This is a genomic window from Vallitalea guaymasensis (assembly GCF_018141425.1).
In the GTDB taxonomy this organism is placed as follows: domain Bacteria; phylum Bacillota; class Clostridia; order Lachnospirales; family Vallitaleaceae; genus Vallitalea; species Vallitalea guaymasensis.
The window spans coordinates 87,394-111,513 of sequence record NZ_CP058561.1; the positions used below are offsets into that span (position 1 = coordinate 87,394).

Sequence of the window (24,120 nt, forward strand, 5' to 3'; positions counted from 1 at the left end):
GATAAACCCTTATCGTTTATGTATTATCACAGTATAAATCATTAACACAAATCCTATATTTAGTAAATATAGTTAAAAACAATCAATTGTTTATTGTATACAATCTATATTTTATAAATTATACCATAAAACCCTGATATTTTACAGCTTTTTCTAGAAAATTATACTTATAAAAAATTTTAATATCCTAAATTTTATACATATTTAGGTTTCATAAACCCTGTATGTTTACTTCTAACATATAAAATGGATATAAAAAATTAATTCTATACCCTTTTTAATTGTTAAGTTCAATTATATATTCTTTAATTTACTTAACTCAATATTATTATCAACTTAATATTATTACCTATAAAAGTTCTTTTCCCAAATATTTATTAATAGCATCTTTAGTTTTTTTTGTATAGTTTGCATCAGTGTATAATATTCTTTGTATGGTTCTTTGAGATAAGTTGGATTCTTTCGCCAGATCCTTGATAGTTATTTTATTCTCAACCATATAATTTCCTAGTTCTTTTCTCTTTATCTCATCTTTTTTGTATTGTCTATTGTAAAAATAAGTAGTATTGACCTTAGAACTTATTTGTCCCAATTTTCTTTTACGTTGATAATCAAGGCATTTTTCACATTGCTTGACACCTCTAATAAGTGATTCTTGTGATAGAGGTTTACCACACCTTATACATTGTTTTCTCTCCACACGAGCTTTTCTCAATTTTTTCATATAACCTGCATTACGACTCAAGTCATCATCCCCTTTAGAAAAGTTCTTTTATCATATATATGTTGTCCCAAAGAAATTTATTCTTATGTATGAACAAAATATGTTACTTCTCGTTAGGCAAAGAACTATCACAATAGATATTTATATATTTACCAAAAACCTCTAATTTTAAACCCTTAAACTTTTCAAAACCAGTGATTAATGGTATCATAGTATGGTAATTTTAATATTTATAGGAGGCAACTATGATTTTATCATGTAAAAATATATGCAAAGCATTTGTAACACATACAGTACTGGACAATGTAAACTTCTGGCTGGAAAAAGGAGATAAAGCAGCTATAGTAGGTATTAATGGAGCCGGTAAATCAACGCTGTTCAAGATCATTACCAATGAATTAGAAGCAGATTCAGGACAAGTTATAATTAATAGTTTAACAAAACTTGGTTACCTATCCCAAAATAGTACTCTATCATCCGAAAAAACTATTTATGATGAAATGCTGTTAACATGCAAAGAAATAATTCAAATGGAAAATACTTTAAGAGAATACGAAGTAAAAATGTCTAAACTAGATAATGATAGCGAAGCCCTTGATTCACTTATGAAATCCTACTCAAATCTACAGCATACTTTTGAACTTAATAATGGGTATAGCTATAAAAGTAATATTAAAGGTGTGTTAAAAGGTCTAGGATTCAATGAAGAAGATTTCACCGCTAATATATCCACCTTATCAGGAGGACAAAAAACAAGGGTAGCCCTAGCAAAAATACTTCTAGAAAAACCTGATATATTACTATTGGACGAGCCAACCAACCATCTGGATATCAAAGCATGTGAATGGTTGGAGGGTTTCTTATGCAATTATCAAGGTACTGTTATAATCATCTCACATGACCGTTATTTCCTTGATAAAATAGTAAATAAGGTTATAGAGATAGAAAACACCCAATCACATATATACAACGGTAATTACAGCTTTTATATAAAGCACAAAGCCATGAATCAGGATATTGAAATCAAACATTATGTAGAACAACAAAAAGAGATAAAAAGGCAGGAAGAAGTAATTCGTGAACTTAGATCCCACGGTAGAGATAAACTTATAAAAAGAGCCCAGAGCCGTGAGAAACAACTGCAAAAAATCAATATGATAGATAAACCTACACTGATTAATGATAAAATGAATCTTAAGCTATCACCAAGGGTCATAAGTGGTAATGATGTACTTACTGCTACAGATGTATCCAAATCCTTTGATAATAAACACCTATTTTCCAATCTTAATTTTCAGATTAAAAGAGGTGAAAAAGTAGCACTCATAGGAGATAACGGAACAGGCAAAACAACCTTATTTCGTATAATAAGCAATGGGCTAACAGGAGATACAGGTACTATTTCTCTAGGAGCCAAAGTGAATACTGGTTATTATGACCAAGAACATACCACCCTAAATGGGGATAATGATTTAATTGAAGAGATATCAGATGCTTATCCCAATATGAATACAGGTCATATACGTAATACATTAGCTGCTTTTTTATTCACTGGTGATGATGTATTCAAAAAGATATCTAGTCTGAGTGGTGGTGAAAAAGGTAGATTGATACTGGCAAAATTGATGCTGTCGAATGCTAATTTCTTGCTGTTGGATGAGCCTACTAATCATCTTGATATCATATCAAAAGAAATTCTTGAATCAGCTATAAAAAATTATACTGGTACTGTTCTATTTATTTCTCATGACCGTTATTTTATAAATAAAATAGCAACAAGGGTATTAGAACTTACTCCTAATAAATTAAACAACTACTTAGGAAACTATAGTTATGTCATTGAAAAAAAACAAGAAGAAGAAAAACAACGATTGTTGGAGCTAGAAAATAGTATCAACAATAAAAAACAAGAGGATACACCAATTGCTACTTCCAACAAACAAGACTGGCTGAAAAGCAAGGATGAACAAGCCAATAAGCGTAAACTTAATAATCAAATCAAAAAAATAGAAACTGATATTCATGAAATTGAAAATAACATTAAGACGATTGATGAAAAGTTATGTCTAGAAGAAATATATACTAATGCTGAAAAAGCAGAAACGCTTCTTAATGAAAAAACTCATTACGAAAATGAATTAGAGAATTTATATGAAAAATGGGAGGAATTACTCGGTTAGAGTAATTCTCCCTTTTATATTATTTTCCTATTATATCCATTAATTTATGGTCCACAACGTTCTTTAAGGTGTTTTTTACATGTAGATTAGTTAACTCTTCTACTTTACTCTCATCACCCAATTTTATGGCTTCAACAATGGCTTTATGTTCTTCAACTGATTTTTTGGCTCTTGCCTCAGATGAAATTGAAGCTCTCCTTATTCTTTGAACATAATGGTGGAAATCTGATAAAACATGTTTTAATATTTTACTGTGTGAAGCTTGGTATAACACTTCATGAAATTTGGTATCTAATTCATAAAGCTGATCCAAATGTCCTTTTTTATAATGAAATTCAGATAAATAAACAATTTCTTCTAGTAATTCAAGTTGTTCTTCATTTATGTTAGTAGTAGCCCATCTAGCAGATAGTCCTTCTATCAATGACCTTATTTCATATATATCTTGTATATCCTTAGCATCAATACCAGAAACTACTGCACCTTTGTTTGGTATAATTGTTACGAGACCTTCTAATTCAAGCTGCCTTATGGCTTCTCTTACGGGAGTTCTACTAACTCCTAATTCTCTAGATATCTGTGTTTCTTTTAAAGGTTCACTATTCTTATATCTACCCTTTAATATATCTTCTCGTATTTTGTTAAAAACTCTGCCTCTTAAAGAGTATTTATCAGTTACTTCTTCGTGAAGATTATACTCGCTCACTGGTGTGCCTCCTCTTATTTATAGGATACACTTATTAATATAAAATCTTCCAAATATTAATTGTGCATGCTATATATATTACACTAATTCTCTTTTAAATAATATTACAATATTAACCTTATGTAAAGTATAAATAAAAATTCCTATGCAACATATATATTATACACATAATCTATAATTTTTCAATTGTTTTCATTAAATAATTTGTAAATTCTTCATTTGTCGCTCCAGTATCTCTTCCTGTTATAACATATTTTTTCTCTGTATTACAGATTTCAAGAGCTTTATATAGTTTATCTGCCTTACTTGTATAACCAATATGATTTAATAACATACCCGCAGCTCTAATAATACTTGAAGGATCAGCATAGATATCTCTACCTTCGTCTACCATTCTAGGTGCAGAACCATGAATAGCTTCAAACATAGCATATTTCTTACCGATATTTGAACTTCCAGCTGTACCAACTCCACCTTGGAATTCAGCTGCTTCATCAGTTAAAATATCTCCATATAGATTAGGAAGAATCATTACTTGGAATTGTGTTCTTCTTTTTTCATCTACTAGTTTAGCAGTCATGATATCAATATACCAGTCATCAACTTCAATACCTTCGTATTCTTCACCTATTTCTTTACAGATTTCCAAGAACTTACCATCTGTAGTTTTTACAACATTGGCTTTTGTTACTACTGTAACTTTGTTTTTACCATTTTTCTTAGCGAATTCAAATGCTGCTCTTGCAATACGTTCTGCTCCACCAGTAGTGATAACCTTGAAATCTATAGCAATATCTTCATCAATATTAATACCCTTGCTACCAAGAACATATGCACCTTCTGTGTTTTCTCTGAAGAAAGTCCAATCGATTCCTTTATCAGGAACTTTAACAGGACGAACATTAGCGAATAGATCAAGTTCTTTTCTCATTGCAACATTAGCACTTTCGATATTTGGCCATTCGTCACCTTTTCTTGGTGTAGTTGTTGGTCCTTTTAGTATTACATGACATTGTTTTAGTTCTTCTAGAACATCATCTGGTATAGCTTTATTAGCTTTTGCTCTATTTTCGATTGTTAATCCATCGATAATTTTAAAAGTCACTTTCTTACTCTTGATTTCATCTGCTAATAAATACTCTAATAATCTATGTGCTTGATCAGTTATAGCTGGACCTATTCCATCTCCTCCAACTACACCAATTACTATAGTATCTAATTCATCATAATTGACAAAATCCCCTTGTTCCTTCATCATTTTGACCCTAGCTTTTTGTTCTTTGATAAGTTCTTCAAATTTATTCATATAATCCATGCCTATTCCATCCCTTTCTTAATAAAATGTCGTTTATCTTACATATTTTTAATAAAATTGATTTTACCGCCAGCAATAATCATTTTTAATTCTTTATCTGATAGTTCTATATTCATTTCATAATCAAGTTTTTTAGTCTTATTATGAACAATTACTTTTCCTGTCTTTACGCTCTCTAGTACATTATCCATTGATAAATCATCATCAAGACTGATAGTATCATAATCTGCCATATTAATAAATGTAAGTGGTAAAATACCTGAATTGATTAGGTTAGCTTTGTGAATTCTTGCAAAACTCTTAGCTAGAACTGCTTTTATACCTAGATACAATGGAACTAGTGCAGCATGTTCTCTACTGGATCCTTGTCCATAGTTGTCTCCACCAACAATCATTCCTCCACCATTAGCTTTTGCTCTCTTAGGAAACTCTTCGTCACATGGTGTCAAACAATAGTTAGCCAAGTGAGGTATATTAGATCTAAATGGCAATAACTTAGCATTAGAAGGCATAATATGGTCTGTTGTTATATTGTCTTCTACAATAATCAAAACTTTTCCTTCAACATCATCCTTAAGTTCTTCATTAAGTGGGAATGGTTTGATATTCGGTCCTTTTACAACTTCTACTTTACTGCCATCCTCTGCAGGTGGTACTACCATATTGTCATTAATATAGAATTTATCTGGCATAGCAACATTTATATCAGTAGTACAAGTAGTTGGATCTGTCAATTCTCCAGATAATGCACTAACCGCTGCAGCCTCTGGACTAAGTAAATAAGCTCCTGCTGAAACTGTTCCACAACGTCCTTTAAAGTTTCTGTTGAAAGTTCTAAGTGTAACCGCGTCTGTTGCTGGAGCCTGACCCATACCTATACAAGGTCCACATCCTGATTCTAATATTCTTGCTCCTGCAGCTATCATATCAGCTAATGCACCGTTGGCAGCCAACATATTAAGTACTTGTTTTGAACCTGGTGCAATAACCAAGCTTACATCTGGATGAACTGTTTTACCTTTTAATATCTTAGATACTTTCATCATATCAAGATATGAACTGTTGGTACAGCTTCCGATACATACTTGATTAACTTTTAAATCCTTGATATTGGATATTTTTTCTACGTTATCTGGACTATGAGGCATTGCTACAAGAGGTTCTAGTTCATCTAAATTGATATTTATAGTCTCATCATAAGCAGCATCTTCATCAGCTTTTAATTCTTTCCATAGTTCTTCTCTATCTTGAGCTTTTAAGAATGATAGAGTTACATCATCACTTTGGAATACTGAAGTAGTAGCCCCAAGTTCAGCACCCATATTAGTTATAGTTGCTCTTTCTGGAACGCTAAGAGTACTAACTCCTTCTCCAGTATATTCGATCACTTTGCCAACTCCACCTTTAACAGTCATGACTCTTAATACTTCAAGAATAATATCCTTTGCAGTAACAAATGGTTTAAGCTTTCCTGTTAATTTAACATTAACTACTTTTGGCATTGTAATATAGTATGTACCGCCTCCCATAGCAACCGCTACATCAAGACCACCTGCACCAATAGCAAGCATACCGATTCCTCCACCAGTTGGTGTATGGCTATCTGAACCTAATAAAGTTTCACCTGGCACACCAAATCTTTCTAAATGTACTTGGTGACATATACCATTTCCTGGTCTTGAAAAATATACTCCATGTTTATGAGCTACAGTTTGTATGTACTTATGATCATCAGCATTCTCAAATCCTTGTTGCAACATATTATGATCAATATAAGCAACTGATCTCTTAGTCTTTACTTTATCAATTTCCATTGCTTCCAATTGCAAATAAGCCATTGTACCTGTAGAATCTTGAGTTAAGGTTTGATCTATTTTAATACCGATTTCACTACCTGGAATCATTTCACCTTCAAGTAAATGATCTTTTATAATCTTTTGTGTTAAATTTAAACCCATTGTATTTCCTCCTTATCTATTTTTTAAGTAGATTAATCTACAAAAGTAAGAATGATCTTCTTAACAAACTTTTTACTATATATGCAAAAAATTTTATATATATTCAATTATGGTATTATTGTATACGATTGTACGTAGAATGTCAATAGTTTCATAGGCTGTAAGCAACTTCTATTAATACTTTAGTCCTAATCTGACTTATTGATATATTTTTTTGGTAGATATTTCTAATAAAATATTATATAAATGAATATACTGTTAATTTATTTCATAACTATTTAATAGATAATAAAGATTAATTGTTATAGATACTATCGTTAGAAAGGAAAATTTATATGATAGAAAGTATTAATACTTACTATTCTTTAAACGATATTCCAAATGGATTCTTAAAATCTAATATTAATAATAAGAATAAAGATGATATAAATGATATATTCTTGCTTATTTTAGTATTGCTTATCATGGACAATGATAAATCAATACTTGATAACAACATTTTAACTAGTCTAATGGAAATATTTCTAAATTAGTAGCCCTGCAATAAAATGTATACAAACACACATTTAAATACTCCTTCATAAAATATATTATACTTACGACAAACTGAGGAAATTGTAAGAAAAGTTTAATTCTGAAAGGAGGGCTACTATGCAAAATAATAATATGATGATGATGTTATTACTTTTATCAATGCTAAATGATGGTGGAAAAGGCTCATATATGGATAATAATATGATGCTTTACATGTTAATGCTTATGCTTATGGGTGGCGGAATGGGTGGTAATTACTAACCCAATTTGTCCTCTTCATAGAAAGAAATCTTGTCCTAAATGAATAAATTCATTTAGGGCTTTTTTTATAGAAATGCGACATAGTCGCTTCCCTTAAGCCCTATTCCAATAATTTTTTTACGTCAATGAGTCCCCATCCCTGATGAGCTTGAGAAAATCCTAGATCTATAGTAGATTCTTTTAATCTTAGTTTTATGTCCTTACCTGTAAGTTCGGGATACTTAGACAATAGTAGAGCTATGCATCCACTTACCATAGGTGTTGCCATTGAAGTACCACTTTTCTTAGTGTATCCTATATCCTTGGTTGGATAATATTTATCTTTTGGTGAATAAGCCTTATCTGTACTACATGCTATTATATTAGAACCTGGAGCTACTACATCAGGTTTTTTTATACATTCTTTTGTAGGACCCCTTCCAGAATAGTCGGAGATTAGATCTTCCATTATCTTTACAGTTTCTGCATCATCTGAAGAACCTACAGTAATAACTTTTCGACTTATTCCAGGTGTAGTAATTGTCCCTTCTTCTGGTCCATTATTACCAGCAGCCGTAACAACAATCAATCCACTGTCCCAAGCAGCATTCACACCTCTTACCAACGCTGACTTTTCTCCTTCTATATCTTTCATACCTACTGATAAATTGACTATTCTTATATTAAATCTTTTTTTGTTATCTAGAATCCATTGGATACCAGCTAAAACATCAGATATATTACCAGAACCTTTTTTATTCAATACTTTTACCCCAATGATATTGCTCTCTACAGCCACACCCTTATATTTGCCATTACTCTCATAACCATCTCCACAAATGATTCCAGCCACATGTGTTCCATGTCCATTATCATCGTATGGAAATTCTTTTTTTCCTACAAAATCTTTGAACCCCACTATTTTATTCTTTTTTTTAACCAAGTCATTGTGAGGGTATACACCAGTATCAACAACTGCTATACCTATACCTTTACCTGATACACCTCTATCATCTGCCCATATGGTATTTATTGTTTGTCTTGCTATATCCATCTGTGCTGTAATTTGAGCATCATTCTCAACTGTTTCAACACCTTGTATTCCCTTTAACTCACCTACATATTTTTCAGGCAGCTCTAATACATATGAATCTATCATTGGAAGTTTGTACTTAACTGTCCCTAACTTCCTTAATTCATTTTCATTTTTTTCATTTAGACTACAATTAACAATGACTTGAACCTTTTTATCTTGTAAAGTATCATCATCAACTTTTATATCGTTATTATTGGATTTCTTTATTTCAATGTTTTTATCAGCATTATCTTCTTTTCTTTTTAATCCTTGTCTGAATATAAAAGGCAAAAGAAATATTCCTAATTTTTTCATATTATACCTACCTAATTTGGATTAATATATTTTATTCTTAACTGGCTGACTATATGATTTATTTATTAACTTTCCTTAAATCATTCATAGAAAACAAGCCTTTTGACATAAAATATTAAGAAAGTATATATGGAGGCAACTTATGAGTGATGTAGCTCCTAACGGTTATTTAGGTGGAAGCAACAATAATATGATGTTACTTATGTTATTCCTTATGATGTCTGGCAATAATGGTTGTGGATGTGGCTCTGGCGGTATGGGAGGCCTAGGAGACAATAGTATGTTATTAATAATCCTTATGCTTATGTTATGCAACGATGGCGGATTATAGTACTTATCAGCAAAAGAGAACAAGATAAAGAAACAAGTGGTATGAGTTACTCTCTTACCACTTGTTTCTTTATCCTGAACTATTATTTGCTCAGCATATACAAAAATAAAGCAACAACACTACTTTTATTACCTTTTAATGTACTCTGGGATTTTATTGTAGGCTTGCATTCTTTATCTATCTCATATACTGTATTATCTTCAAAAATCAGATCCCCTTGTTGATCCAATATTTTTTTTTCCTTATTATCTGGTATAATATTTTCTTTATGTTTATGGCTATTACTTATGAAACTGTTTAATAACATTCTCAGAGCATCAATATCATTAAATACCGTCGATAATCTATCTATGTTTTCAATTGCTTTATCATCCATGAATGGTTTTATGGCTTCAAGCAATTGTAAGCTGTTTTTATTATTTTCCTTAGATTTTTCTTTGCATTCATTTATTGTAAGAGAAAGGTTATTGACTAATTGCTCTCTAGTGATTTCTTTAATCGCTTGTTTTATGCTATTAATATAATCTTCTATATAGGTTTGATTATAAATACTTATTGAATTATTATTCTCATAATTATCCATTTAACTAAAGTTCTCCTATACTTCCTTAATTTAATATATGTAATATCATATTTAATGGTAACATTTTATATATAAGTTAATCTATATAAGTCTAATTAGATGATTGCTGTATTAGCAATTTTAAAACATTAATTTAAAGTTATTGTAAATTAATAACTATAACTCACATACAATATTATAGATAATAGATTTAGGAGGCAAAGAGATTTGGATTCCAACACAGAGATTGATACTATTGTGAATAGTAATGAGATGAATGTTGTGAAAGCTGCCATACCCTACATGAGCTTAGAAAATCAAAGGAATTTGGCAGTACTTATTAAATTCATAGAATTAATGAAAACTGTAAAATTATATAATAACCCTGCAATCAATGAAATCCAAGAATTGAATAGGCCAAATATAACCAAAAGAGATATGCTATATGCTCTACGTTCAAGGTGCTCAGATAAAAACAAACAAATTATTGACATTATGTTGAATATCAAAAACATACAATCAATGATGACTTCCATGAACGATAAACCTTCCCACCAGCCTGAAATTAATAATTTCAACAATGTTAATGACAAAGTTCCTAATGAAACTAATGAAAATCTTAATCAAGAGGAATTAATAAAAAAATTAAAGCATTTAATGCAGGAATAGGTCAATATACATAAGTTAATTAACATATTATCTTTTAATATATTATAAATAATTTTATTGATAGAAAGGGTGTATTATATGAGCGATAGTTCTCACATCTTAAATGACGAAGCTTTCAAAGATATAAGTCCACAAAAACTAAAAATAATGGTTGACATGCTTAATGATATGACTGGAAAACCTATGGAACAAAAGGTTAGGGTCTTATTTAGTTATGGAGTAAAAATGAAACAAAAAGGGTTACAATTCACAAAACAGGAATCCTCACTGATTATCGACTCCATGAAAAGTAATTTATCTCCTACTGATAGAAATAAACTGGATATGGTTGTAACAATGATGGAAATGATGTAAATATCAAAAATAAATCGAGAATGTCCTAAAAAGTGTGTAAAATATCTCCAACCTGGCTAAAATCTAAATAAAAATGCCAGGAAGGAGATTTTATTATGGCAAATAATCTTATTACTAAAGAACAAGCACAATCAATAATTGAAAACAATGATATCAAAACTCCACAAGATATTATGGGTGCTCTAAAAAATATGTTTAGGGATGTTATTCAAGAAATGCTTGAAAACGAGATGGATGAAACTCTAGGCTACGAACGTTACGATCATGACCAACCTAAATCCAACTATCGAAATGGTTATTCTCAAAAGAAAGTTCGTTCTTCTCTAGGTGAAATAGATATTGATGTGCCTAGAGACCGAAATGCTGATTTTGAACCTAAGATTGTTCCTAAACGGAAAAAAGATATTTCAGATATTGAGAAACAAATCATAAGTCTCTATGCTCGTGGTATGTCCACAAGAGATATTCATGAACAAATGAATGAACTCTATGGAATAAATGTTTCGGCAGATATGGTAAGTAGAATAACGGATAAGCTAATACCAACAATTAAAGAATGGCAAGGAAGACCCTTAGAACCTATATACCCTTTTGTTTTTATGGATGCAATTCACTTTAAAGTAAGAACCGAAGGACGCGTTATCAATCGAGCAGCTTATGTGATCATTGGTGTTAACCTAGATGGTATGAAGGATGTATTAGGTATCTGGATAGGTGAAAACGAGAGCTCTAAATTCTGGTTAAACATTCTTAATCAATTATCTTCACGAGGAGTTAAAGATGTCCTTATCTTCTCTGTAGATGGGCTTTCTGGTATGAAAGAAGCTATCCAAACAGTTTATCCACGAGCAGAAATACAGCGTTGTATCATACATCAATTAAGAAATTCATTCAAGTTTGTATCCTATAAAGATTACAAAGAATTTACAAGAGATTTCAAAGAGGTTTATCGTGCTTCATCAGAAGATTTAGCTTTATTAAAGCTTGATGAATTAGAAGATAAATGGGGAGCTAAATATCCTCATGCGTTAACGAGTTGGAGAAAAAATTGGGATGTATTGTGTCCATTTTTTAAATTCCCAGATGACATCAGGCGTATTATGTATACAACAAATGTTATTGAAAATCTTAATAGGCAATATCGTAAAGTAACAAAGAGCAAATGTATTTTTCCAACAGATACATCCTTACAAAAAATGCTTTTTTTAGCTACAGATAAAGCTACCAAAAAATGGACACAAAGGTATCGAGGTTGGGATAAAATACTCAATCAATTAACCATTTTATATAATGAACGTATAACACCTTATATTGGCTAACTACCGTTCACTTTTACGAAGTAAAGGTAGTATAAATCTCCACCTTTACTTCGTAAATTTTACATGCATTTAGTAAGTGCTGATGGGACCCAAAAATGAAACAGAATATATTAATTTCCCATCATATAAAGAGTTTAGCATGTAAAAACGTTCACTAAACAGTGTTAATTCTAGAGATTTTGCACCCCAAAAATGATACTATTATAGTATTGTCATAATACAGCTAAATTATGGGAATATTATTAATAAATATAAAAATAACCACCCCAGCCGTACATAGCTAGGATGGATTTTTACACACTTAGTGTGACACTACCAATAAATCCATATATCCTACCATAATTAATGGTTAATAGGATATATGGATTTTATATTATTTAACTACTATATTAATAATCTTTTTAGGTACATAGATTTCTTTAACGATGTTCTTACCATCAAGCTTGCTTTCTATAGCATTTCTAGCTTTTTCAAGTACACTGTCTTTTGCTTCATCAACATCAATAGTGATTGTAGCTCTTACCTTTCCATTTACTTGGACTGGCATTTCAACTTGGTCGTCTTTCATTTTGTCTTCATCGTATGTTGGCCATCCTTTAGTGAATACACTTTCCTCATGACCAAGCATTTGCCACAATTCTTCTGATATATGAGGTACAAAAGGAGCAAGTAGGATTATTAGATTTTCTAATGTTTCTTTATCTACTCCACCATCTTTTTTAGATATACTAACTAATTTATTAGTATATTCCATAAAAGCACTAACTACAGTATTAAGGTGGAAACTATCAAGACGATTAGTTACTTCATAAATCAATTGATTTCTGACTTTTTCTAACTCACCAGTAACTTTTACATCTCTATCCTTGTTATCATTAACCAAGTTCCATACTTTGTTAATATAACGATAAACTCCATCAATTCCTCTATCATCCCACTCAGAATCAAGTTCTGGTGGTCCAACAAATAGTTCATACAATCTTAATGAGTCACAACCATATTTTTCTACAAGATCATCTGGTGAAACTACATTACCTTTGGATTTACTCATCTTAGCACCATTTTTACATATCATACCTTGGTTGAAAAGACGTTTGAATGGTTCTTCAAAATCAACTACACCTATATCATATAAGAATTTAGTATAGAATCTTGCATATAACAAGTGAAGTACCGCATGCTCTATTCCACCAACATACATATCAACTGGTAACCATTCTTTTGCTTTTTCTTTAGAAACTAATTCATTATCATTATTAACATCAATGTATCTTAAGAAATACCATGATGAACCTGCCCATTGTGGCATTGTATTAGTTTCTCTTTTTGCTTTTCCGCCACATACTGGACAAGTAGTATTAACCCATTCGTCTATTGCAGCAAGTGGTGATTCGCCAGTTCCTGTTGGCTCATATGATTCAACATTAGGAAGAGTTACTGGTAATTGATCCTCTGGAACTGGAACAGCTCCACATTTTTCACAATGTATAATTGGGATTGGTTCTCCCCAATATCTTTGTCTTGAGAATACCCAGTCTCTTAATTTATAATTAACTGTTTTCTTACCTATCTCATGTTCTTCTAGATAATTAGCTATAGCTTCTTTTGACTGGGATGATTTCATTCCATTGAATACATCAGAATTAATCATTTCACCTTCGCCAATATAAGCTTCTTGTAGATCTTCTATCTCTTTTCCATCTTCTGCAATAACTTGAATTATAGGTAAATCAAATTTCTTAGCAAAAGCAAAGTCTCTATCATCATGTGCAGGAACACACATTATCGCTCCTGTACCATAATCAGCCAATACATAATCTGAAATCCAAATAGGAATCTTGGCACCATTTAATGGATTAACAGCATAACTTCCAGTAAATACGCCAGTTTTTTCTTTGTCCTGTAATCTATCAACTGATGATTTCATAGAAGTATTGAACACATATTTTTCTACTTCTTCTTTTTGTTCCTCAGTAGCTAATTTACTAACCATTTCATGTTCAGGAGCAAGAACCATGAATGTAGAACCATATAATGTATCAGGTCTAGTAGTAAATACCTTGATTCTCTCATCTATACCATTAACTTTAAAGTCAATTTCTGCTCCGTAGGATTTACCAATCCAATCACTTTGCATTTTGATAACTTTAGCAGGCCATTCAAGCTTTTGTAAGTCATCAAGTAATCTCTCAGCGTATGCAGTTATCTTAAGCATCCATTGACGTAGATTTTTCTTAGTAACTTCAGCACCACATCTTTCGCAAGTACCATTTACTACTTCTTCATTGGCAAGACCTGTTTTACAGTCTGGACACCAGTTTATTGGCATTTGCTTTTCATAAGCTAAACCTTCTTTGAACATTTTTACAAATATCCATTGAGTCCATTTATAATATTTTGGGTCTGTTGTATTAACTTCTTTAGTCCAATCATAGATTGCACTGATTTCTTTTAATTGTCTCTTGAAATTCTCTACATTGGTAGCTGTAGCCTTTGATGGATGAATTCCCATCTTTATGGCATAGTTTTCAGCTGGAAGACCGAATGCATCCCAACCCATTGGATGAAGTACATAATAATTTTGAAGTACTTTGTATCTACTCCAAACATCACTAAGTACATAACCTCTCCAGTGTCCTACATGTAATCCACTACCTGATGGATATGGGAACATGTCTAGGCAATAATATTTTTCTTTGCCTTCTTCATCTTTATTGATTGGATTATCTTTCCAGATATTACGCCATTTTGTTTCTATTTGTTTATGATTATAAACAGCGCTCATTTCTTTTTCCTCCTTTATTACCTCTCATAACAAGAATACTTCATTTTTAGATTAAAAAATCTCTATGCAATTATGCATAGAGACGATATATTCTCGCGGTACCACTCTACTTTATCTCATAAGTATTAACATTCTTATGAAATACCCTTTGTCTTTGTAACGATAAGTAACCGTCCTAACTTACTTATTTTCAGATAGGATACTCCAAGGCGAGTTCAATATATATTGATACTGTTTTACACCATCCAACAGCTCTCTATAATCAATAAAATATCTACTAATCCTCTTCATCGTATATTATAATTATATAATTAACCGTATCATAACATATTGAATGGTGAAAATCAAGACATAATATAGAAAGAAAATCAATTTTACCATAAGTCATTTATTACAATATTATTCTTGATTATCTGTATTGAATATTCCATTCCAATCTGGAAAAATATCAATTTTTGTAATCTTACTAGCCTCATTAAGTTCTTCAGTATCAATTTGAATCATCATCATGTACATATTACCAAGGTCAAAATATAAAGCTTCTGTAAAATCATATTTATATATAGCTTTATAATGATTACAAACCTTTAGAGCATTATCCCCTACACCAAAACCATCTTGAGTAAGGTATCCTTCTTTATTCGTCCTTACACCCATTACTCTTGATAGTCTACTGTCCAAAGTGATGTCCAAACCATTTCCTTCTTCATCATTATAGGCAATTAAAAAGCCATTACCATCTTTTATGACAGCATAATCAGTTCCATATTGTGAAATGACTTTTTCTTTCATATCACCGATTTTTATATCTCCAATTTTCATCTCTACATCAAGAGAATCATAGTCAAATTTACCTTCTACTTGGTCAGATAAACCTTCTATTTTAATATAACCATATCTATTCCATGTGATAGAACCTAAATCTTCAACAAGAGCCCATTTTTCATCTAAATTATTTGTTCCAGTTGATATAACCCTGACCTCTTTAGGACTAGTTCCAATGATTTCTGAATCAGAATATGGGAACATCATTAATGAACAATCACTTTCATAAGATTTTACCCCTACAATATCTTGATATTTATCTTCCCTGTATATGAGGTCTCCATCTTTATTTTCAGCTTTATCCTGATTAACACTATCATTATCTATGGCATCAATTTGTTCATTAAGTTTTTTATTTTCTTCTTCAAACTTTACTACCTGCTGTTTAAGATCATCAATCATTTTTTTCTGTGTTTTCTGATTCTCATTATTATTAATTACAGTTTGTCCCTCATTTACTTGTTTTTGATTATTGCATCCTGTATTGATTACTAATAATATCATTAATACTATAGATACACTTAATACTCTCCTATATTTCATTTTTCTCTCCCTCTTTATTGAAATTAACTAAGTAACAAATTATGGAAATAGATTTATCATGACAATACTAGTTTTCCATATTTATTTGTCCTCTGCCCTCGTTTCTTTCATATCCTATACCTTCATATAATTTTAGAGCGTTATAATTTTCCACATCAGTTGCTATAAAGCTCCTTACAGCACCCTTTTCTATACCCCATTCAATGCAATAATTCAACATAGATTTACCTATACCTTGATGTTGATACTTAGGGTCTACCGCCAATAATCTAATCCATACCACAGTTCCTTTTTCACTATCAAATCCATACAGATTCACTAATGCAACCCCAATGATTTCATCATCTTTTTCTACAACGAATATTTTGGAGTTTTCTGTTTGATACCACTCTTTTATTATTTCTTCATCTTCTCCATTAAAACCTCTAGATAATCCTTTGCAAGACTTAGTGAGTAAACTAGCTTTTTGTGTTTCGGATTCTTTTAATTCTCTTATCTCTACACTAGTACTGCTATTACATATGTATTTAGTTAAATCCTTATACCATAAATCTATAAATTCACTTTCTATATTAAATCCTATTGTATTCATCACTTCTATAAAATCTTCTGGTATAAACTCTACATATATTTTATTTCCTTTCATTTCGGTTATGAAATTGTTAAGTTCTTTTATAATATTATCTCTAGAATTACATGCCCAGTACAACTGAATTTTATCTATCAAAACTTTATATGCTATTAAACACTCATTATTTTCTTTATATATTAATGAATTCTCCAAATCTTCTTCATCAACATATTCAAAGCAATTGTATTTGTATGTTTTTCCCTTACTGATTAATGATTTCATATTTTATTTCTCCTTACTAAAAGTGTTGATTATACTAATCAATCAACTTATTATTATTTTGCTTATTTTTATATCTTCTGTTTTTAACAATCAAATAAATACCGATTGCTAATTTTAACACTGGACCAAATATCTCAAAGAACCTTATCAATCTAATATTAAAATCATACTCTTGAAAATTACTAGAAAAATAATATGGTATTTGAGCTAAGAAAGCTGGTAATGTTTTTATTATAATTATAATTCCTAAAACTAATAATACAATACTTAATAACTCCCTATACTCTACATTGATATTTAAGCTGTCATCACTATCATTTCCTATGATAGCTGAAACAATCTTGTCTGTATAAATCCATAATAAGACAGCTATTCCTAAGATTACAATGAAATTAATTATAAAATATGCTAAAGTGTTTACTCCTAAAGTCTGCAAAGCACTATTAGCTCCTTTTATCCCAGGTACACAGAAAATAACGACTTCTTTGAATAGGATAATAGCCTTAATAAAATAATACAGTGATAAAACCCTAATTAATAATTTACCTAATTTCCTCATTTGTAGATACTCCCTCCATTTATTAGTATTACTATAAAATTATTTTTTAGTTCCTTATAACTATTATATCTAATAAATTAGCAATATCAATATCATAATTAATATAAATTTATACTATTAGTTTATATTTTATTATCAAATTAATTCAATTATAGCTATTTTGAAGCTTCTTGATTATATCAAAATTAATTCACATAGTATTTCCCACTATTACTAATCACTATTTTATTCTTTTTATTTTGTTTAATAAGATCTATTTCTCCTTTTTCTATCAATTCATTAATGGTTATGCATTCTTGCTCACTACGTACTTGTTTTTGATTGAATTCTGTGACAATATTTCTACAACCCCCAAACCATACTCTAGGATTTAAATAGGATTTTATTTCAGCAAAAAAATCTTCTTTTCTGTAATCAAATTCGTTCAACAGTACATTACCTATGTATTCTCTTATATATCCATTCTTGCTATCCTTTACTACCATTCTTTTACTACCATCTTTATAAAAGCTAAATATCACTCTACCTATTTTCTCACTATATACGCAATCTTTATATGCTACATCTCCTAAAGTATAGTTTTCTTCTTCAATTGGTGTTAAAGATTCAAAAGAAACTAATAGATCATTTTTTTGCATACATTTGTTCCTATGCATTGAATACACAGAAATACTTGCTATAATAAATAATACAGCTATTAATAACCCTATAATTATTCTTCTTAGTATAACGTTTTTATGCATTATTCTCACTCCATATTAATTTTGATTATTGATTTCCATAGGGACTTACTATCTTTTCTCTGTTTCTTTCTCCTGTAATACTAAGTATGAGTTTATCCATCTCTTCTCCATTAATTGATATTTCTCCATCAGTATTATCTAAATGCAAATTATAATTGGGTTCATTATACCAATAATAACCATCAATAACATATTTATTATAATATATTTTCAACTCGTATTCAGCAGGTAACCTATCTAGGCAAATATTTTTATTAATATTTCCCGACCTTATCAAATCAAGTATTTTTCTAATAGTTTTTTTATCATCCACTATTATTTCTTCTTTTTTAGCATATTGTTTATTCTCAAAATCTGACCAAACAGATATAATTCCAATCTTTTTAACCTTTTTATTATCTATCATTATATTTCCAATTATAACTAATATTATAAAAATCAGATTAAGTACTATTATAATTTTAACAATCTTTTTCATAATTCACCTTACCATTTCCGATTATATAATTTTAATTTCAATACACTATCTTAATTAGGTTGTACTTCTATTTAAAATTAGTTTATATATTAACTCCCTAGCTTCCATGATGTACTTTCCTACATCTTCTGGTCTATGAGCATCTGAAGCAGTAACTATCTGCACATTATTATCAAGTAAAATCTTCAACAAATCAGTATTCAGCCCTAACTCTTTATGTCCATAATTGATATATAGTCCATTACTAAACTCCGCTTTCATTTCACTCTCTTTTAGTGCTGTTGCTAATGATTCATAGATATTAGTGAAATCTGAAGACGGATAATGTCCAAAACATTTGATGGAATCAGGATGTGCTAGAATATCAAATATATTAGATTGTACTAATTGTATCATTAACTCATAATATCTCTTATAGACGTTATCTATATCACGTTCATTCCAACTATCTTTTGTTTTAGGGTGATCAAACCCCCAGCCATCAATCCAATGAATTGAACCTGTTAAAAAATCCCAATCAAAATTAGAAACACATTCTTTTATTTCCTCTTCTTTTTCAGGGAAATAGCATATTTCAAGTCCAAAACTAATTTCTATTGGAAATTTATATTTTCTCATTTCATTAATGAAATCTTTATAATCAGATAATCTTAATTCTGACTTTCTAGACAACCATTCTCGTTGATATTCACCACAATCTTTATTCTCTAATATAGAATCGTAAATATTTACAAAATCACTAAAACGATGAGAGTGTTCTAGCAGATATAATCTATCAATATCTCGCTTTTCAGCATATGATATAAATTCCATAATCCATTCCTTTGTATAAGGTCCACGTTCTATATGTACATGTGCATCTATCATATCACTCCCCCATTTTCTCTTTTTAATATTAACATACCAACTTAAAAAAGGCCATCCATATAATGGACAGCCATTTTTCCTTTTATTCTTCGTTTTTCTTAGCTTCAATTACTTTCTCTTGAACATCCATAGGAGCTTCATCATAACGCTCGAATTTCTGAGTAAATAATCCTCTACTCTGTGTCATAGAACGAAGGTCTGTTGAATATCCATACATTTCTGATTGTGGAACCTCTGCGATAATTTCTTGTTTACCTTTTGCAGGGTTCATACCTAACACACGACCTCTTCTTTTATTAAGGTCTCCAATAATATCTCCCATATAAGCATCTGGCACAATTACTTTAACACTTACAATTGGCTCTAACAAAATTGGTGTTGCTTCTACCATTCCTTTTTTAAACGCTTGTGTTGTAGCAATCTTGAATGCCATTTCTGATGAATCTACTGGATGATAAGAACCATCTACCAATGTAGCTTTTACTCCTACAACTGGATAGCCAGCAATCACACCATGATGAACTGATTCTTGTAAGCCTTTATCAACTGCTGGGAAATAATTCTTTGGAACTGATCCTCCAAATATTTTTTCTTCAAATATATAAGGTGTTTCCCTATCGCCTGAAGGTTCAAATTCAATATGAACATCACCATATTGTCCATGACCACCAGATTGTTTCTTATGTTTACCTTGAACTTTAACCTTTTTCTTGATTGTTTCTCTATAAGGCACTTTAGGTTTTTTAAGATCCACACCTACTTTAAACTTAGCCTCTAATTTGCTAGTTATAACATCCAAATGTTGACCACCAATACCATATAATAATTCTTGATGGTTTTCAGAATCCAAAACAACTTTGATTGTTGGGTCTTCTTCCATTAACTTATGAAGACCAGACGAGATTTTTTCCTCATCACCTTTTGTTTTTGGAAATACAGCTCTACATGCAAGAGATTCAGGGAAAGCTATACCTTTTAATTTAACAGGTCTTTTCTTATCACATAATGTATCTCCTGTGCTAGTATTGGATAACTTGGCAACAGCCCCGATATCACCAGCTCTGATCTCTTTAACTTCAATCTGTTCTTTACCTCTTAAAACATAGATATGTGAAATTCTTTCACTATCCTCTTTGTTAACATTCAAATAACTGGAATCAGCTTTTAAAATTCCAGAGTAAACTCTAAATAATGATAATCTTCCAATATATGGGTCTACAATTGTCTTAAATACCAAGGCACTCATTGGCTCATCTTTATCACATGTAACTTCAATCTCTTCTTCTGTATCAGGATTCAGTCCCTTAACTACTGTATGCTCTTCTTTTGGAGCTGGCAGATATTTAACTATGGAATTTAGCAATACTTGGACTCCTGTATTTAAAATACCTGAACCACATAGTACAGGAACAATAGTTCCTTCTATAACTCCATTATGAAGTGCTGATTGAATCTCTTCAAGTGTAAACTCCTCACCCTCAAAGTATTTCTCCATCAACTCTTCATCACTCTCTGCAACTGCTTCGAGAATCATTTCTCTTACTGGTTCTAATTCGCTAGCCATTCCTTCTGGTATATCACATTGTTCTACATGGTCTTTAATAAATTTTCTTCCTTGCATCTTAACTACATTGACAAAACCAACAAAGTGTTCTCCTTCTTTGATTGGAACTTGGAAAGGAGCAATACTTTTTCCAAAAATATCTTTTAATTGGTCTAGAACATTTTTAAGACTTGCTTGATCGTCATCCATATCAGTAACAAATACCATTTTAGGTATTTCCATCTCTTCTGCATATTCCCAAGCTTTTTCAGTTCCTACTTCAACACCTGATTTTCCGGATACAATAATAATTGCACTATCAGCAACTCTTGTAGCCTCTTTTGCTTCTCCCATAAAATCAAAATATCCTGGTGTATCTAGTAAGTTAATCTTGCAATCTTGCCATTCGATAGGAATACTGGACGTGTTAATTGAAAAACCTCTTCTAATTTCTTCTTTGTCGAAATCACTTATTGTATTCCCTTCTTCAATCTTTCCTTGTCTCTTAGTTATTCCTGCAACGTTTGCCATAGCTTCTGCTAAAGTTGTCTTACCACTACCACCATGACCTAAGAGTGCAACGTTACGAATTTGTTCAGATGAGTAGATTTTCATGGATTTTCCCCCAATCATTGGAATATTTTTTACAAAATTAGTAAATACAACGTAATATTTTTTCAATCTTTTATTAAAAAAATAAAGTTGTTATTAAATTATTGAACTTATAACACTAAATATGTGATATATTTAATATTCTACTATAATCATTGATTTCCTTCAATAATTTCAAAAAACATTTATTTATTTTATTAATTTTGCACAACATTTTTTACAGTTCACCTTATAAAAGTTTATGTGCATATTTCATCAATCCGAAACTTAATTAAATTAACTATTAAGTATATTAAGCTTAATATAGGAATATAGTTCTATAATAAAATAATTTTTAATTAATTACATCAAGGACTATATATAATATCTAAAAAAGCTTATATAAAACCCGAATTTTTAAAATAAATTTTATTTCACTTTGCGGCTTTAAAGTGTTGACATAAAAAGCTATTAAGCGTAAAATATATAAAACTATATTATTACTAAAACCTGTCCTGTATATTATGTGTAAATATGTAAATAAAATACATTTAGTATTTTCTATATTTATAAACGGTTATTCCCCTCCAGTGGATTAATCTTATTAATATGTTAAGGAATTAACTTTAATAATTAAGTTTATTTAATGGTATAATCAAAAAAATATATAGTTTATCAACACAAATATAATATATATGATAGAATGTATGTATCTAATTAGTAACGTAGTATATAGGCTACATATATTAATTGAAATATAATTGTGAAGGAGAATATTAAAATGGTTAATTGTAGAAAAGAAGTTGAATCTCTAAGAGCTTACGTACCAGGCAAGCCAATAGACGATGTAAAAAAAGAATTTAATCTTGACAAAGTTACTAAACTTGCTTCTAATGAAAACCCATATGGTTGTTCAGAAAAAGCGAAAGAAGCAATCATTGAAACATTAAAAACACCATCACTATATCCTGATGGCAACTGTACAAAATTAAGAAATGCTATAGCAGAAAAAATGAATGTAGAGACTAATCAGCTTGTTTTTGGTGCTGGATCAGATGAACTTTTATCTATAATAGGTCGTACTTTTATCGGTCCATCAGATGAAGCTATAACATGTACACCTAGTTTTGCTCAATATAGTGCATCAGTAAAAACTATGGGGGGTAAATTAATAGAAGTACCTCTAATCAACCATACTTATGATCTGGATGGAATCGTTGATAAAGTGACAGATCGTACTAAGGTTATTTTCATAGCTAATCCTAATAACCCTACAGGTACAATTATAACTGAAAAGGAACAATTAGAATTCATCAAAAAAATACCAAGTAATATTCTAATAGTACTTGATGAAGCATATTATGAATATGTCTACGATGATAACTATCCAGAGTCATTACCTCTATTAAAAGAATACGATAACTTAATCATACTAAGAACCTTCTCTAAAATGTATGGTTTAGCATCTTTACGTGTTGGCTATGGAATAGCTCATCCACAAATTATAGATTATATTAATAGAGTACGTGGACCATTCAATGTAACTACTGGTGCTCAAGAAGGTGCTTTGGCTGCTCTTTCTGATGAAGAATTCGTTAAGAATACTTTTGAAGCTAATAAGGCTGTTAAAGAATATACTTATAAAAAACTTGATGAATTGGGAATCGATTATATTGAAGGTCATGGTAACTTCCTAATGATTGATTTCAAAAAACCAAGTATGGATTTATTTGTAGAGCTACAGAAAAAAGGCGTTATTGTAAGACCTGGTTTCTTCTTTGGAATGGATACATATCAACGTGTAACCTTAGGTACAAAAGAAGAAATGGATACATTCTTTGAAGCAGTAGAACAATTGATTTAACCCTAATATTTATTTTAGTTTATAGCTGATTATGGTATACTATAAATATTAAAGGGCTGTCTTATAGTATATTATTGATTAGCTTTCGACTATCATTATAGACTCTGTTTAGCTATGCAGACCCTTAAATATTGTAAAAGGGTCTATACTATGCCTTCTTGGCTTACTGCTAAACAGAGTCTGTTTT

General features: G+C 30.5%; 22 protein-coding genes and 1 other annotated feature. Of the genes, 8 read left to right on the top strand and 14 right to left on the bottom strand.

The features are described from left to right. Nucleotides 1–349: 349 nt before the first annotated feature. Complete coding sequence (locus HYG85_RS00425; protein WP_212691838.1) at nucleotides 350–745, bottom strand: helix-turn-helix domain-containing protein; 396 nt, start codon at nucleotides 743–745, stop codon at nucleotides 350–352. Between the two features lie 224 nt (nucleotides 746–969). Between HYG85_RS00425 and HYG85_RS00430 the strand changes: the two genes are divergently transcribed. Further along, the gene (locus tag HYG85_RS00430) at nucleotides 970–2,904 is read left to right on the top strand and encodes an ABC-F family ATP-binding cassette domain-containing protein (protein WP_212691839.1); all 1,935 of its coding nucleotides are present in this window, start codon (nucleotides 970–972) and stop codon (nucleotides 2,902–2,904) included. A 19-nt stretch (nucleotides 2,905–2,923) separates the two neighbouring features. Here the strand turns inward: HYG85_RS00430 and HYG85_RS00435 are convergent, their stop codons facing one another. From HYG85_RS00435 to HYG85_RS00445, 3 genes are all read right to left on the bottom strand, one after another. Continuing rightward, a complete protein-coding gene (locus tag HYG85_RS00435; protein WP_113674707.1) occupies nucleotides 2,924–3,610 on the bottom strand; it encodes a GntR family transcriptional regulator in 687 nt (228 codons plus the stop codon). A gap of 172 nt (nucleotides 3,611–3,782) precedes the next feature. Continuing rightward, nucleotides 3,783–4,925, bottom strand: coding sequence for an isocitrate/isopropylmalate family dehydrogenase (locus HYG85_RS00440; RefSeq protein ID WP_212691840.1), 1,143 nt, complete (start codon nucleotides 4,923–4,925; stop codon nucleotides 3,783–3,785). A gap of 38 nt (nucleotides 4,926–4,963) precedes the next feature. Further along, nucleotides 4,964–6,883: an aconitate hydratase gene (locus HYG85_RS00445; protein ID WP_212691841.1), complete on the bottom strand. Its 1,920-nt coding sequence runs from the start codon at nucleotides 6,881–6,883 to the stop codon at nucleotides 4,964–4,966. A 335-nt stretch (nucleotides 6,884–7,218) separates the two neighbouring features. Between HYG85_RS00445 and HYG85_RS00450 the strand changes: the two genes are divergently transcribed. Both HYG85_RS00450 and HYG85_RS00455 read left to right on the top strand, forming a co-directional pair. Beyond that, nucleotides 7,219–7,416: a hypothetical protein gene (locus tag HYG85_RS00450; RefSeq protein ID WP_113674704.1), complete on the top strand. Its 198-nt coding sequence runs from the start codon at nucleotides 7,219–7,221 to the stop codon at nucleotides 7,414–7,416. 118 nt (nucleotides 7,417–7,534) lie between these two features. Next, a complete protein-coding gene (locus HYG85_RS00455) occupies nucleotides 7,535–7,678 on the top strand; it encodes a hypothetical protein (RefSeq protein WP_193774677.1) in 144 nt (47 codons plus the stop codon). Between the two features lie 100 nt (nucleotides 7,679–7,778). Here HYG85_RS00455 and HYG85_RS00460 read toward each other — a convergent pair whose 3' ends face one another. Further along, nucleotides 7,779–8,711 carry a S8 family peptidase gene (locus HYG85_RS00460; RefSeq protein WP_212693669.1) on the bottom strand — a complete coding sequence of 311 codons (933 nt, stop codon included), beginning with the start codon at nucleotides 8,709–8,711 and terminating at the stop codon, nucleotides 7,779–7,781. Nucleotides 8,712–9,189: 478 nt separating this feature from the next. On the opposite strand from HYG85_RS00460, the gene HYG85_RS00465 reads away from it, so the two are divergent. After that, on the top strand, nucleotides 9,190–9,378 hold the full coding sequence (locus tag HYG85_RS00465) for a hypothetical protein (RefSeq protein ID WP_113674703.1): 189 nt from the start codon (nucleotides 9,190–9,192) through the stop codon (nucleotides 9,376–9,378). A gap of 82 nt (nucleotides 9,379–9,460) precedes the next feature. On the opposite strand, the gene HYG85_RS00470 is transcribed toward HYG85_RS00465, so the two are convergent. Continuing rightward, the gene (locus tag HYG85_RS00470; protein ID WP_212691842.1) at nucleotides 9,461–9,961 is read right to left on the bottom strand and encodes a hypothetical protein; all 501 of its coding nucleotides are present in this window, start codon (nucleotides 9,959–9,961) and stop codon (nucleotides 9,461–9,463) included. A gap of 207 nt (nucleotides 9,962–10,168) precedes the next feature. Between HYG85_RS00470 and HYG85_RS00475 the strand changes: the two genes are divergently transcribed. The 3 genes from HYG85_RS00475 to HYG85_RS00485 all read left to right on the top strand — a co-directional run bounded on the left by HYG85_RS00475 (nucleotide 10,169) and on the right by HYG85_RS00485 (nucleotide 12,282). Next, the gene (locus HYG85_RS00475) at nucleotides 10,169–10,609 is read left to right on the top strand and encodes a hypothetical protein (protein WP_212691843.1); all 441 of its coding nucleotides are present in this window, start codon (nucleotides 10,169–10,171) and stop codon (nucleotides 10,607–10,609) included. A gap of 78 nt (nucleotides 10,610–10,687) precedes the next feature. Then, nucleotides 10,688–10,963, top strand: coding sequence for a hypothetical protein (locus HYG85_RS00480; protein ID WP_113674700.1), 276 nt, complete (start codon nucleotides 10,688–10,690; stop codon nucleotides 10,961–10,963). Between the two features lie 95 nt (nucleotides 10,964–11,058). Then, the gene (locus HYG85_RS00485; RefSeq protein WP_212691844.1) at nucleotides 11,059–12,282 is read left to right on the top strand and encodes an IS256 family transposase; all 1,224 of its coding nucleotides are present in this window, start codon (nucleotides 11,059–11,061) and stop codon (nucleotides 12,280–12,282) included. A gap of 373 nt (nucleotides 12,283–12,655) precedes the next feature. Here the strand turns inward: HYG85_RS00485 and leuS are convergent, their stop codons facing one another. From leuS to fusA, 8 genes are all read right to left on the bottom strand, one after another. Next, the gene (gene leuS / locus HYG85_RS00490) at nucleotides 12,656–15,067 is read right to left on the bottom strand and encodes a leucine--tRNA ligase (RefSeq protein ID WP_212691845.1); all 2,412 of its coding nucleotides are present in this window, start codon (nucleotides 15,065–15,067) and stop codon (nucleotides 12,656–12,658) included. Between the two features lie 75 nt (nucleotides 15,068–15,142). Then, nucleotides 15,143–15,367: a binding site (T-box leader), on the bottom strand. Nucleotides 15,368–15,466: 99 nt separating this feature from the next. Continuing rightward, entirely contained in the window at nucleotides 15,467–16,435 is a 969-nt protein-coding gene (locus HYG85_RS00495; RefSeq protein ID WP_212691846.1) for a hypothetical protein, read from the bottom strand. Between the two features lie 67 nt (nucleotides 16,436–16,502). Then, complete coding sequence (locus HYG85_RS00500; RefSeq protein ID WP_212691847.1) at nucleotides 16,503–17,288, bottom strand: GNAT family N-acetyltransferase; 786 nt, start codon at nucleotides 17,286–17,288, stop codon at nucleotides 16,503–16,505. Between the two features lie 34 nt (nucleotides 17,289–17,322). Then, nucleotides 17,323–17,847: a hypothetical protein gene (locus HYG85_RS00505; protein ID WP_212691848.1), complete on the bottom strand. Its 525-nt coding sequence runs from the start codon at nucleotides 17,845–17,847 to the stop codon at nucleotides 17,323–17,325. Between the two features lie 185 nt (nucleotides 17,848–18,032). Then, nucleotides 18,033–18,590: a hypothetical protein gene (locus HYG85_RS00510; RefSeq protein WP_212691849.1), complete on the bottom strand. Its 558-nt coding sequence runs from the start codon at nucleotides 18,588–18,590 to the stop codon at nucleotides 18,033–18,035. Nucleotides 18,591–18,615: 25 nt separating this feature from the next. After that, entirely contained in the window at nucleotides 18,616–19,068 is a 453-nt protein-coding gene (locus HYG85_RS00515) for a hypothetical protein (protein ID WP_212691850.1), read from the bottom strand. A 54-nt stretch (nucleotides 19,069–19,122) separates the two neighbouring features. After that, a complete protein-coding gene (locus HYG85_RS00520) occupies nucleotides 19,123–20,043 on the bottom strand; it encodes a histidinol-phosphatase (protein WP_212691851.1) in 921 nt (306 codons plus the stop codon). Next, nucleotides 20,018–22,093 carry an elongation factor G gene (gene fusA, locus HYG85_RS00525; RefSeq protein WP_212691852.1) on the bottom strand — a complete coding sequence of 692 codons (2,076 nt, stop codon included), beginning with the start codon at nucleotides 22,091–22,093 and terminating at the stop codon, nucleotides 20,018–20,020. Before fusA ends, HYG85_RS00520 begins: the two co-directional genes overlap by 26 nt. Nucleotides 22,094–22,850: 757 nt before the next feature. Between fusA and hisC the strand changes: the two genes are divergently transcribed. Continuing rightward, entirely contained in the window at nucleotides 22,851–23,933 is a 1,083-nt protein-coding gene (gene hisC, locus HYG85_RS00530) for a histidinol-phosphate transaminase (RefSeq protein WP_212691853.1), read from the top strand. The last annotated feature ends 187 nt before the right edge of the window (nucleotides 23,934–24,120 follow it).